Annotated in this window: 12 protein-coding genes; 3 read left to right on the forward strand and 9 right to left on the reverse strand. The window is 52.3% G+C overall.

Annotation, left to right across the window (positions count from 1 at the left end):
* Positions 1-50: 50 nt before the first annotated feature.
* The 8 genes from fabF to yceD form a co-directional block, all read right to left on the reverse strand.
* On the reverse strand, positions 51-1292 hold the full coding sequence (gene fabF / locus ACX1CU_RS13350) for a beta-ketoacyl-ACP synthase II (RefSeq protein WP_459398792.1): 1242 nt from the start codon (positions 1290-1292) through the stop codon (positions 51-53).
* 81 nt (positions 1293-1373) lie between these two features.
* A complete protein-coding gene (gene acpP, locus ACX1CU_RS13355; RefSeq protein ID WP_004719003.1) occupies positions 1374-1610 on the reverse strand; it encodes an acyl carrier protein in 237 nt (78 codons plus the stop codon).
* A gap of 154 nt (positions 1611-1764) precedes the next feature.
* Positions 1765-2499 carry a 3-oxoacyl-ACP reductase FabG gene (gene fabG / locus ACX1CU_RS13360; RefSeq protein WP_459398793.1) on the reverse strand — a complete coding sequence of 245 codons (735 nt, stop codon included), beginning with the start codon at positions 2497-2499 and terminating at the stop codon, positions 1765-1767.
* 11 nt (positions 2500-2510) lie between these two features.
* Complete coding sequence (gene fabD, locus ACX1CU_RS13365; RefSeq protein WP_459398794.1) at positions 2511-3440, reverse strand: ACP S-malonyltransferase; 930 nt, start codon at positions 3438-3440, stop codon at positions 2511-2513.
* An 18-nt stretch (positions 3441-3458) separates the two neighbouring features.
* Positions 3459-4412 carry a beta-ketoacyl-ACP synthase III gene (locus tag ACX1CU_RS13370; RefSeq protein ID WP_459398795.1) on the reverse strand — a complete coding sequence of 318 codons (954 nt, stop codon included), beginning with the start codon at positions 4410-4412 and terminating at the stop codon, positions 3459-3461.
* A gap of 6 nt (positions 4413-4418) precedes the next feature.
* Positions 4419-5453 carry a phosphate acyltransferase PlsX gene (gene plsX / locus ACX1CU_RS13375; protein WP_459398796.1) on the reverse strand — a complete coding sequence of 345 codons (1035 nt, stop codon included), beginning with the start codon at positions 5451-5453 and terminating at the stop codon, positions 4419-4421.
* Positions 5454-5465: 12 nt separating this feature from the next.
* Positions 5466-5633: a 50S ribosomal protein L32 gene (gene rpmF, locus ACX1CU_RS13380; protein ID WP_004943042.1), complete on the reverse strand. Its 168-nt coding sequence runs from the start codon at positions 5631-5633 to the stop codon at positions 5466-5468.
* Positions 5634-5649: 16 nt separating this feature from the next.
* Positions 5650-6171, reverse strand: coding sequence for a 23S rRNA accumulation protein YceD (gene yceD, locus ACX1CU_RS13385; RefSeq protein ID WP_459398797.1), 522 nt, complete (start codon positions 6169-6171; stop codon positions 5650-5652).
* Positions 6172-6313: 142 nt separating this feature from the next.
* Here yceD and ACX1CU_RS13390 point away from each other — a divergent pair, with 142 nt between their 5' ends.
* Complete coding sequence (locus tag ACX1CU_RS13390) at positions 6314-6895, forward strand: Maf family protein (RefSeq protein WP_459398798.1); 582 nt, start codon at positions 6314-6316, stop codon at positions 6893-6895.
* A 2-nt stretch (positions 6896-6897) separates the two neighbouring features.
* Here ACX1CU_RS13390 and rluC read toward each other — a convergent pair whose 3' ends face one another.
* Positions 6898-7857, reverse strand: coding sequence for a 23S rRNA pseudouridine(955/2504/2580) synthase RluC (rluC, locus tag ACX1CU_RS13395; protein ID WP_459398799.1), 960 nt, complete (start codon positions 7855-7857; stop codon positions 6898-6900).
* Between the two features lie 556 nt (positions 7858-8413).
* On the opposite strand from rluC, the gene rne reads away from it, so the two are divergent.
* Positions 8414-11683, forward strand: coding sequence for a ribonuclease E (gene rne / locus ACX1CU_RS13400; RefSeq protein WP_459398800.1), 3270 nt, complete (start codon positions 8414-8416; stop codon positions 11681-11683).
* A gap of 187 nt (positions 11684-11870) precedes the next feature.
* Positions 11871-12920 (forward strand): dihydroorotase, encoded by a 1050-nt coding sequence (gene pyrC / locus ACX1CU_RS13405; RefSeq protein ID WP_459398801.1) that lies wholly within the window; start codon positions 11871-11873, stop codon positions 12918-12920.
* The last annotated feature ends 39 nt before the right edge of the window (positions 12921-12959 follow it).

A 12959-nucleotide genomic window follows, 5' to 3' on the forward strand; every position in this document is an offset into this window, starting at 1 on the left:
AAGCCCGATCCAAAATGAACCGGGCCTTTATCAGTTGCTGATGAGCTTAACTACACGCGACGGAAAATCAGCGAGCCGTTAGTACCACCAAAGCCGAAGGAGTTACACAGGGTATACTCCATCTCTTTCGTCTGGCGTGCTACGTGCGGAACAAAATCCAGATCGCAACCTTCATCCGGATTATCCAGATTGATGGTTGGCGGCACGGCCTGATCGCGCAATGCCAGCACGGTAAAGATCGACTCAATCGCACCTGCAGCACCTAACAGATGGCCGGTCATCGATTTAGTGGAACTGACCATCACGCTTTTAGCATTGCTGCCAAACACGGATTTCACCGCCTGAGTTTCGGCTTTATCACCGGCTGGCGTCGAGGTGCCATGCGCGTTGATATAACCAATTTGTGACGCAGTTATACCTGCATCAAGCAGCGCATTTTCCATTGCCAACGCGGCGCCTGCCCCGTTTTCTGGTGGTGACGTCATATGGTAAGCATCGCTGCTCATACCAAAGCCGACAACTTCTGCGTAAATCTTCGCACCGCGTTTTTTTGCGTGCTCGTATTCTTCCAGCACCATCATGCCCGCACCGTCACCCAGCACGAAACCATCACGGTCTCGATCCCAAGGGCGGCTCGCCGCCTGCGGGTTGTCGTTGCGGGTAGAGAGCGCACGAGCAGCACCAAAGCCACCCACGCCCAACGGAGTGCTGGCTTTCTCTGCACCACCGGCCAGCATCACATCAGCATCATTGTAAGCAATGATCCGCGCGGCATGGCCGATGTTATGGACACCTGAAGTACAAGCGGTGGCAATAGAGATACTTGGGCCACGCATGCCGTACATGATAGTCAGATGACCAGCAATCATGTTCACAATGGTCGAAGGCACAAAGAACGGGCTGATTTTCCGTGGGCCACCATTAACCAGTGAGCTGTGGTTCTCTTCGATCAAACCCAAGCCACCAATACCGGAGCCAATAGCGGCACCAATGCGGCTGGCGTTGGCCTCGTTAATTTCCAGCCCCGCATCCTGCATGGCTTGCATGCCGGCGGCGATGCCGTACTGAATGAAGGCGTCCATCTTGCGCGCATCTTTGCGCGAGATGAAATCTTCAGAATTAAAATTCTTTACCAAGCCAGCAAAACGGGTTGCATAGGCAGTAGTATCGAAATGGTCGATCAGGCTGATGCCACTCTGACCGGCAAGAAGAGCGTTCCATGTGGACTCTACCGTATTGCCGACAGGAGACAACATGCCCAGTCCGGTCACAACTACTCGACGCTTAGACACGTTTGTCCTCCAAGGAGGGAAAATATGACACTAGGGATAGAAAAAACTTAGGCGGTCGAGTGACCGCCTAGATATGTTCGCTTACTGCTGGCTAGCGTTGATGAAATCAATAGCTGCCTGAACAGTAGTGATTTTCTCAGCTTCTTCGTCTGGAATTTCGGTGTCGAATTCTTCTTCCAGAGCCATTACCAGCTCAACGGTGTCAAGAGAATCAGCGCCCAAATCTTCAACGAAAGAAGCGTTATTTAAAACTTCTTCCTGTTTAACACCCAGTTGCTCAACAATGATTTTCTTAACGCGTTCTTCGATAGTGCTCATACTCTTAAATTTCCTATCAAAACTCGCTTTCGCGATGGTTTTCGTAGTGTATAAAATGTTGAAAAAGATGCAACTAAATCCCGGCTGGTCAAACCACGATTTTACGCTATTTTGCGGTTTTTGCCGCAAATAACGCAAATGGTTTTCACATTTTTTAAATCATGTACATGCCGCCATTGACATGTAACGTTTCACCGGTGATGTAGCCAGCCTCATCAGAGGCTAAAAATGCAACAGCGCTGGCAATTTCTTTAGCGTCCCCAAGCCGGCTAGCCGGAACCTGGGCTAAAATGCCTGCGCGTTGATCTTCTGTCAACGCCCGTGTCATATCCGTCTCAATAAAGCCAGGTGCCACGACGTTGACCGTAATGCCACGTGAAGCAACTTCACGTGCCAAAGACTTACTAAAGCCTATCAGACCAGCTTTAGCCGCCGCGTAGTTTGCCTGCCCTGCATTACCCATGGTACCTACAACAGAACCTATGGTGATGATACGGCCAAACCGCTTTTTCATCATAGCTCGCATTACCGCTTTTGACAGACGGAATACCGAGGTCAGATTAGTGTCCAGGATATCCTGCCACTCATCATCCTTCATTCGCATCAGCAGGTTATCACGCGTAATGCCGGCATTATTCACTAAAATGTCGATTTCGCCAAATGCTTCACGAATCGATTTCAGTACGCTGTCGATAGATTGAGCATCAACAACGTTCAACATGAACCCTTTACCGTTATCACCCAGATACTGACTGATCGCCTGCGCACCGCTTTCACTGGTGGCAGTACCGATCACTTTAGCACCGCGTGCAACAAATGACTCTGCAATAGCCCGACCAATACCACGGCTTGCGCCGGTGACCAGAACAACTTTTCCTTCGAAGCTCATCGTTTTCCTCTTTATTGTTCAAGCGCCGCTGACAAAGTGGCGGTGTCATTGACCGCCGCAGCCGTCAGGGTGTCAACAATGCGTTTGGTCAGGCCGGTCAGAACTTTGCCTGGGCCGACCTCCAGCAGTGATGTAACGCCTTCTGCTGCCATGAACTCCACACTTTCAGTCCAGCGTACCGGGCTGTACAGTTGGCGCACCAGCGCGCTGCGGATAGCTTCTGGCGCAGTTTCAGCACGGACATCAACATTATTGACCACCGGCACCTGCGGCGCACTGAATGTCACGTCCTGCAACGCTACCGCCAGTTTATCGGCAGCAGGTTTCATCAATGCGCAATGCGAAGGAACGCTCACCGGTAATGGCAGCGCCCGCTTGGCGCCAGCAGCCTTACAGGCAGCCCCTGCGCGTTCAACCGCGTCTTTATTGCCCGCAATAACCACTTGCCCCGGCGAATTGAAGTTTACCGGCGAAACCACCTGCCCTTGGGCAGATTCTTCACAAGCTTTGGCAATGGCTTCGTTGTCCAGACCGATAATCGCGTACATGGCACCGGTACCTTCCGGTACGGCTTCCTGCATCAGTTTACCGCGCAGCTCTACCAAACGAATTGCCGCAGCAAACTCCAGCACGCCCGCACACACCAGCGCTGAGTACTCACCCAGACTGTGGCCCGCCATCATCGCAGGGGTTTTGCCACCCTGCTGCTGCCAGACGCGAAAAATCGCCACCGATGCCGCCAACAGTGCTGGCTGGGTCTGCCAGGTTTTGTTCAGTTCTTCTACCGGACCTTGCTGCACCAGTTGCCACAGGTCGTAACCCAAAGCCGAAGAAGCTTCGCTAAAAGTCTGTTCCACGATCGGAAACTGTGCGGCCAAATCTGCCAACATGCCAACGGTTTGTGATCCTTGACCTGGAAAAACAAAAGCAAATTGCGTCATTTTTATCTTCCTGTTAAATCAAAAACGAACCAGCGCCGAACCCCAGGTAAAGCCGCCGCCAAACGCTTCCAGCAACACCAACTGACCACGCTGGATGCGCCCATCACGCACGGCTTCATCAAGCGCCGACGGTACGGAGGCAGCAGAGGTGTTACCATGACGATCGAGCGTCACCACCACTTTATCCATCCCCATACCCAATTTTTTCGCTGTTGCGCTGATGATACGCAGGTTGGCCTGATGCGGTACCAGCCAATCCAACTCGCTGCGATCCAAATCATTGGCTTTCAGCGTTTCATCAACGATATGTGCCAGTTCAGTCACTGCCACTTTGAAAACTTCGTTACCTGCCATGGTGACATAGGCTGGTTGATCCGGATTCTGACGATCTTTATTAGGCAGAGCCAGAAGATTGCCGTAACGGCCATCGGCATGCAGATGCGTTGAGATAATCCCTGGCTCTTCGGATGCGCCCAGCACTACCGCGCCCGCACCATCACCAAACAGGATGATAGTGCCGCGATCTTCAGGATCCAGCGTGCGTGACAGTACGTCTGAACCGATCACCAACGCATGTTTCACCGCGCCATTTTTCACATACTGATCGGCCACGCTCAAGGCATAGGTAAAACCGGCGCAGGCCGCAGCAATATCGAAAGCCGCACAATCCGCAATACCCAACATCTGCTGCAACTGGCAGGCAGAGCTTGGGAACGCATGGCTCGACGTGGTGGTTGCCACCACGATCAAGCCGATATCTTCTTTAGCCACACCTGCCATTTCCATGGCGCGGGTCGCGGCATGGAAGCTCATGGTTGCCACAGTTTCATCGGCAGCAGCAATACGACGCTCACGGATACCAGTACGCGTGACGATCCACTCGTCAGAGGTATCCACCATTTTTTCTAAGTCAGCGTTGGTGCGCACTTGTACGGGTAAATAACTCCCCGTACCGAGAATCTTTGTATACATGTACGATCAGTCACTCTTGGGTAATACAGCTTCAAGGCGCGCAGCAATTCTGTCAGGAACTTGCCGCTGCACCGCCTGCACAGCCTGTTCGATAGCAACCGCGAACGCGCTTTGGTTCGCCGCGCCGTGGCTTTTGATTACGGTGCTCCGCAATCCTAACAGACATGCACCATTATACTGGTCGGGGTTCAGATGACCGAAACGCTTTGCCACCCTTTTTTGCAACCATCGGCCCAACAACTTCAACCACCATGCCTGCTTGCCACCCTCTGAGGATGACTTCAGCAGCGATAAGAACATCCTTATCACACCTTCCATGGTTTTCAGGGTGACGTTACCCACAAAGCCGTCGCAGACCAGGACATCGGTTTTACCGGTGAGCAGATCGTTTCCCTCCAGATAACCAATATAGTTGATTGCCGGAGTATTTTTTAGCACGGCCGCAGCTTCGCGGATATTATCCAGGCCTTTGGTCTCTTCTTCACCAATGTTGAGCAGCGCTACGCGAGGTTGCGCAATGCCCAACACTTCTTCCGCCATCACCGCACCCATCACCGCAAACTGCACCAGCATGGTGCTGTCGCATTCCACGTTGGCCCCCAGATCCAGCACTACGGTCTTACTACGCCGCTGATTCGGTAGCACCGTCATCAGGGCCGGGCGCTCAATGCCGTCCAGCGGCTTTATCAGCAATTTTGCCAGCCCCATCAAGGCACCGGTATTACCCGCGCTGACACAGGCCTGCGCTTCACCACTTTTGATCAGTTCCAGCGCAATACGCATGGAAGTCCCACGACTGGCGCGGATCGCTTGTGAAGGTTTGGCATCGCCAGCAATAACAAACTCGGCGGGCACAACTTGCAAACGTTCCAGCAGAAGCGGATCGGCTTTGGCAAGTAAAGGAGAGATGATGTCGGGATCGCCGACGAGCAGGAGATGAAGCTGTAAATTAGAGGCCAGTGCCTGCAATGAAGCAGGCACTGTGACGCAGGGACCGAAATCCCCGCCCATAGCATCTAACGCCAGGGTTAGACGATTCAAAGTATCGCTAACTTAGCCGATAACCTTGCGACCGCGGTAGAAACCGTCGGCAGTGATGTGGTGACGACGATGAGTTTCACCAGAAGTCGCATCTACAGACAAGGTGGTGGTGGTCAGCGCATCGTGTGAACGACGCATGCCACGTTTGGAACGGGTTGGTTTATTCTGTTGTACGGCCATGGACCTTACTCCTCAATTACTTACGCTTTAAACTGGCTAATACGGCAAATGGGTTTGGTTTCTCCGCCTCTGGAGGCAGTTTGCCAAACACCATGTCCGCTTCGGACACTTCACAGTGTTCAGATTCATGTACCGGAACGACAGGCAGTGAGAGAATAATTTCATCTTCAATCATTGCCAACAGATCGACTTCGCCAAACTCGTCAACTTCGATCGGTTCGTACGCTTCCGGTAATGCCTCAGCCTGCTCATCATTGACGACCGGGCTAAAACAATATGTTGTGTGAACATGATGCTCGAACGGGACGTTACAGCGTTGACACATTAGCGTTACCGCAACATCTGCCTGCCCTGTTATCACCGCGAGGCGCTGATTGTCGATATCAAACGACAACGAAACCTCGACATCACTGTCCACACTGACCACGGAGTCGGCAACACGTGTAACCTGCTCAGAACCATAGACACCAACATAGTCCAGGCGTTTCTGAGCGGTACGTACCGCATCAATGGTCAAGGGTAATTTTACCTTTTGCATAGGGCGCGCATATTAACTTTGTAACGACATAGAGTCAAAGAAAAAGGCCGTAAAACGGCACCTTTCACCAATATTCGCTTCCACAGCGGCCGACAGTTTAAAATGGCTGCCTTATTAACGCTACGGTTTGCGAAAAAAATATATGCAAAGAATATTACTTGCTTCAACATCGACCTACCGCAAAATGCTGCTGGAGAAATTACAACTGCCTTTTATTTGCGCAGCACCACAAGTGGATGAAACGCCACTGGCTGGTGAAAGTGCCGAAGCTCTGGTATTGCGGCTTGCGGCTGCCAAGGCTCAGGCACTTGCCATTGCTTATCCTGATTATCTGATTATCGGTTCCGACCAAGTCTGTGTTATCGACGGTCATATCACCGGCAAGCCGCACACCGAGGAGAATGCCCGCGGGCAACTGCGCCAAGCCAGCGGCCAAAAAGTCACCTTTTATACTGGACTGGCACTTTATAATAGCCGTAGCCAGCATATGCAGGCGCTGTGTGAACCCTTCCATGTCCATTTTCGACCGCTAACCGATGCCGAAATCGCAGCCTACGTGCATCTGGAGCAACCACTCAACTGTGCTGGCAGCTTCAAAAGTGAAGGCTTGGGTATTGCCCTGTTTGAACGACTTGAAGGGCGCGATCCGAATACGTTGATTGGTTTACCGCTGATCGCACTGCTGGAAATGTTGCGGGCTGAAGGGATCAACCCGCTGGTATAAGGTTATTTTGCGGTTTGTTTACGCAAAACCTGTAGGCAATGCCGCAACTCATCGTCCATTGGCGCTTCGATACGCATCGTTTCGCCAGTGGCCGGGTGTTCAAAGCGTAATGCCGCTGCATGCAGGAACAGACGTTTCAGCCCGCTGCCCGCCAGCTGACGATCAAATTCACGGTCACCATAGCGATCGTCAAAAGCGATCGGATGCCCAGCGTGCAAGGTATGTACGCGGATCTGATGAGTCCGCCCGGTGATCGGGCTGGCTTTCACCAGTGTGGCATGCTCGAAGCGCTCTTCCACCTTAAAACGGGTTTCCGATGGTTTGCCTTCGCTGCTGACGCGTACGATACGCTCCCCACTCTGCAGGATGTTTTTCAATAACGGTGCCTGAACCACCTTACAGTGCGATTGCCACTGACCACGCACCAAGGCCAAATAGTCTTTCTGCATCCCTTTAAGGCGCAGTTGCTCATGCAATGAACGCAGCGCGGAACGCTTCTTGGCGATCATCAGCACGCCAGAGGTATCACGGTCAAGACGATGTACCAACTCCAGAAAACGTGCCTCAGGCCGCAACGCGCGCAGCCCTTCAATCACGCCAAAACTCAGGCCGCTGCCGCCGTGTACCGCTGTCCCTGAGGGTTTGTTCAGCAGCAGCAGATGATCGTCCTCATAAAGGATGCAATCGGCTAACGCCGCCACTTTATCCAGTTTGACGGATACTGGTGCGTCCTCACGTTCGGCCACGCGCACCGGTGGAATACGCACCACATCACCAGCCGCCAGTTTATATTCGGCTTTGATGCGACCTTTATTTACCCGCACCTCACCCTTACGCACGATGCGATAAATCATGCTCTTAGGTACGCCTTTAAGACGGGCAAGCAAAAAGTTGTCGATTCTTTGACCGGCTTCATCGTCAGAAATCGTGATTAATTGTACTGCGGGAATGTTCGTTTTCATGAGGCGGGATTCTAAATAGAGCGAGTAAATAGCGCCACCTCTTTTTATGTGCTTAACTGTCATTCGGGCTGCAAAAGAAATTACAGCGAACAATAAGGCAGCAAGCCGGTTTGAACGTTTGCGATTTCTTCCGCAGTTAAGGAAAAGTCACCTTGCTATAACGGTGTCAGCAATGGAATAATGAAGTGACTTTCCGTGCTGATTCCCGTTAAAAACAGGGAGAAGTGTGGAATTATACAGTTTGTCTGGTAGCACAAAAACGCAGCAATGGCGTAAGACGTAATGTGAAATCAAACAATTAGCGGGCTGCGGGTTGCAGCTTGGCCGGCAAATGGAATCAGATCTGTCGACGTAAATCAGAGGCTATTCCCTGAGTCAAAAAGCGCTGTTTTCACAAAGAAATACAGGCTTACCGAGATAATGCGCCCCTATGCAGGCGACAACCGTGAGGTTGACGGCTTTGCGAGAAGACACGGGGTTTTCGGTTTTTAACCCGGCCATGAGGTTATTTTGCCCGCAGCTTTGTCGATAATGTAAAAATAACGAGTAAGTTAAGATGAAAAGAATGTTGATTAACGCAACTCAGCAGGAAGAGTTGCGTGTTGCCCTTGTAGATGGACAGCGGCTGTATGATCTGGATATTGAAAGCCCAGGTCATGAACAGAAAAAAGCGAATATTTACAAAGGCAAAATCACTCGAATCGAACCCAGTCTTGAAGCAGCGTTTGTAGACTACGGCGCAGAACGACATGGTTTCCTCCCCCTGAAAGAAATCGCTCGCGAATATTTCCCCAGCAATTACTCTTCCCATGGTCGCCCGAACATCAAAGATGTGCTGCGCGAAGGCCAGGAAGTTATCGTTCAGGTTGATAAAGAAGAGCGCGGTAACAAAGGCGCGGCATTAACCACCTTTATCAGTCTGGCCGGTAGTTATTTGGTACTGATGCCGAACAACCCGCGTGCAGGGGGGATTTCCCGCCGCATCGAAGGTGACGACCGTACCGAACTGAAAGAAGCCCTTTCTTCCCTGCAATTGCCAGATGGCATGGGCCTGATTGTCCGTACCGCAGGCGTGGGTAAGTCTGCCGATGCGCTGCAATGGGACCTCTCTTTCCGCTTGAAGCATTGGGAAGCGATTAAAAAAGCTGCCGAAGGCCGCCCTGCGCCATTCCTGATCCATCAGGAAAGTAACGTTATCGTTCGTGCCTTCCGCGATTATCTGCGCCCTGACATCGGTGAAATCCTGATCGACAACCCGAAAGTTCTCGATCTGGCCAAAGAGCATATTGCAGCCCTGGGCCGCCCGGATTTCAGCAGCAAAATCAAGTTGTACAGTGGTGAAATCCCGCTGTTCAGCCATTATCAAATCGAATCGCAGATCGAATCTGCATTCCAGCGTGAAGTGCGTCTGCCTTCTGGTGGTTCCATTGTTATTGACACCACCGAAGCCTTGACCGCTATCGATATCAACTCCGCGCGTGCAACCCGCGGCGGTGATATCGAAGAAACCGCGTTTAATACCAACCTGGAAGCGGCAGACGAAATCGCCCGCCAGTTGCGCCTACGTGACTTAGGCGGCCTGATCGTTATCGACTTTATCGACATGACGCCAGTGCGACATCAGCGTGAAGTGGAAAACCGTCTGCGCGATGCGGTTCGTCAGGATCGTGCCCGTATCCAGATTGGCAGAATCTCACGTTTCGGCCTGCTGGAAATGTCGCGTCAACGCCTCAGCCCCTCACTGGGTGAATCCAGCCATCACGTCTGCCCACGCTGTAGCGGTACGGGCACCATTCGTGATAACGAATCGTTGGCGCTGTCGATTCTGCGTTTGATCGAAGAAGAAGCGCTGAAAGAGAATACCAAAGAAGTTCATGCCATCGTTCCCGTTCAGGTAGCATCTTACCTGCTGAACGAAAAGCGTGAATCTGTCAGTGCGATCGAAAAACGTCAGGGTGGCGTGAAAGCGATCATCGTGCCTAACGATCAAATGCAAACTCCGCATTATTCGGTACTGCGCGTGCGCAAGGGCGAAGAAACCCCTACCCTCAGCTATCTGCTGCCGAAACTGCATGAAGAAGAAATGGCTCAGCCGCAGGAAGATGCGCCAATTGAGCGCAAGCGTCCTGAACAACCGGCTTTGGCCTCCTTCTCTTTGGGCGCTGATGCCCCACCGCCGGACGAAGAGCCTGCTGTTGCCAAACCTGTAGCCGCCGTCAAACCGGCAGCACCAGTTGCAGTGGAAACCAAGCCTGGTCTGTTAAGCCGTCTGTTCGGTGGCCTGAAATCTTTCTTCGCCAGCGAAGAAGAGCCGAAAACCGAAGCCCAACCGGCAGAAGTTGTTCAGACAGAAAACAGTGACAACCGCCGTCAAGATCGTCGTGGTCAACGCCGTCAGGGTACTGCCCGTAATAAAGAACGTGGCGAGCGCGGGGAGCGTAAAGAGCGTGGCGAGAGCCGTGACAATCGCGAGCGTGATAACCGTGAACCGCGCGAAAACCGCGAACCACGTGAAGGCCGTGACGATCAGCGTCGTAATAACCGCCGCAATGCACAACAAACGGCACCTGTTGTTGTTACCGATGAAGTCCAGACTGAAGAAGCCGCTAAAGCACAGCGTGATGAGCAACAGTTACGCCGTGAACAGCGCTCCGAGCGTCAACGCCGCCGCCAGGAAGAAAAACGCCAGGCTCCGCAAGACGTCAAAGTACTGGAAACCGTTGATAGCGAAGTGGTCAGCAACGACGAAGATCAGGAAGAGCGTCACCAGCAGCCAATGCAGCGCCGTCAGCGTCGTCCGCTGTCGCAGAAAGTTCGCGTACTGTCTGCGGAAGAGGAACTGCATCGTGCAGCAGAAGAACTGCTGGCACCAAAAGCGCTCCCAGTGAGAGCTGAAGTGCCTCAGGTTGCCGTAGTGACAGAAAACGTGAAACTGCTGCCTGAAACCGTTGCTGTTCATTCTGAAGAAAATGCACAGGCAGATAACCGTAATAACGGTGAAAACGGCATGCCACGCCGCTCACGCCGCTCACCGCGACACCTGCGCGTTAGCGGTCAGCGTCGTCGTCGTTATCGTGACGAGCGTTATCCTAACCATTCTCCAATGCCGTTGGCCGGTGCTTTTGCATCACCAGAAATGGCGTCAGGCAAGGTATGGGTAAGTTACCCTGTCACTCAAGTGACGCAATTGACTGAGCCAGCTGAAGTTCAGGTGGAATCTGCTGCTGATATCACAACCGAAGTCGTCGCTGTCGCCAGCATTGCTGTCCCGGTTATTGCACAAGCCGTGCAGGAGCAGCAAGTGGTTGAAGTTCAACCTGTTGTAGAATACGCAGAACCACAAACCGAAGTCATTCAGGCTACCATCAGCAGCCCAGTGGCCGAAGATGTGGTACAACCTGTAGAAGCTCCGGTTGAAACTGTGGCTGAAACATTCATTAGCCTTGCGATTGATGTGCCAGCAGAAGTTGAAGCTCCAGCGTTCGCAGCCGTTCCTGAGCAGGAAATAGCAGCACAGCCGGATGTTGAAACTGAAGCGGTTCAAGAAGTGGTACAGGAAACGGTTTCTGCTCCTGTGCAGCAACAGCAGGTTGTCGAACAAGCACCGTCTGCACCTGTTCAGGACGTGCCGGATGTGCTCTATAAGCATATTGCTACCGCTCCGATGACCAAGGCACCGGCTCCAAGCTACGAGCCAGAAGCACCTAAGCAGAGTGAATGGCAGCGCCCTTCCTTCAATTTTGAAGGCAAAGGTTCTGCTGGTGGTCATGCAGCGGCAAATCAAGCCACTGCGCCAGCCACTAAACCGCAGCCAGTTAACGACTAAGTAACATACTGCTCTGTTAGAAACCCGCCTCTTCTGGCGGGTTTTTTTATTACCGCTGAAAATCAATTCACCATTAACAAACAGATGCATCCTGAACGCTTTCCGCTTATGCTTACACCCCGGCGTGAATAACCCTCAATTATTCGCTTTTATTACGATATTTTTCTGACCGCCGGAGCTTTGCCACATGACCGCACAACCTCAAGCCCTGAAAATCCGCCGCCCTGACGACTGGCACATCCATCTGCGTGACGATGACATGCTGAAAACGGTTCTGCCTTATACCAGTCAGGTATTTGGTCGGGCGATTGTGATGCCAAACCTGGCGCCACCGATCACTACCATTGCGGCAGCTATCAGTTATCGCGATCGTATTCTGGCGGCAATTCCTGCGGAGCATAAATTCACACCGCTGATGACCTGCTATTTAACCGACTCTCTGGCAGCTACAGAGCTGGTTAACGGTTTCGAACAAGGGGTTTTTACCGCTGCCAAGCTGTATCCTGCCAACGCAACGACCAACTCTAGCCACGGCGTCAGTGATATTAAAGCGATTTATCCGCTGCTTGAGCAGATGCAGAAAATAGGCATGCCGCTGTTGATCCACGGTGAAGTAACAGATTCAGCTATTGATATCTTTGACCGTGAGGCACGTTTTATCGATCAGGTGATGGAACCTATCCGCCGCCAATTCCCTGAGCTGAAAATTGTTTTCGAACACATCACCACCCAAGAAGCGGCCCAGTATGTACAAGAAGGTAATCATTTCCTTGGCGCGACAATTACCCCGCAACACTTGATGTTCAACCGCAACCATATGCTGGTTGGCGGGATCCGCCCGCATCTGTTCTGTTTACCCATTCTAAAGCGCAACGTTCACCAGGAAGCTCTGCGTAAAGCGGTTACCAGCGGTTCTGAGCGGTTCTTCCTGGGTACCGATTCCGCACCCCACGCCAGGCATCGCAAAGAGTCGAGCTGCGGCTGTGCTGGCGTATTCAACGCACCGAGCGCGATGCCTGCTTATGCCACCGTATTCGAGCAGTTGGGGGCACTAGAACATCTCGAAGCCTTCTGTTCGCTGAATGGCCCACGCTTCTACGGTTTACCGGTTAACGAAGACTTTATCGAGCTACAACGCATCGCGGTAACCCAGCCGGAAGAGATCGTGCTGGGCAGTGAATCTCTCGTCCCTTTCCTGGCTGGGGAAAGCGTTAATTGGTCTGTGACAGCCTGTTGATCTTTTTTTACGTCTGCTCTTGCCTCTGGATGCAGGTTA

The organism is Serratia sp. D1N4, assembly GCF_054552755.1.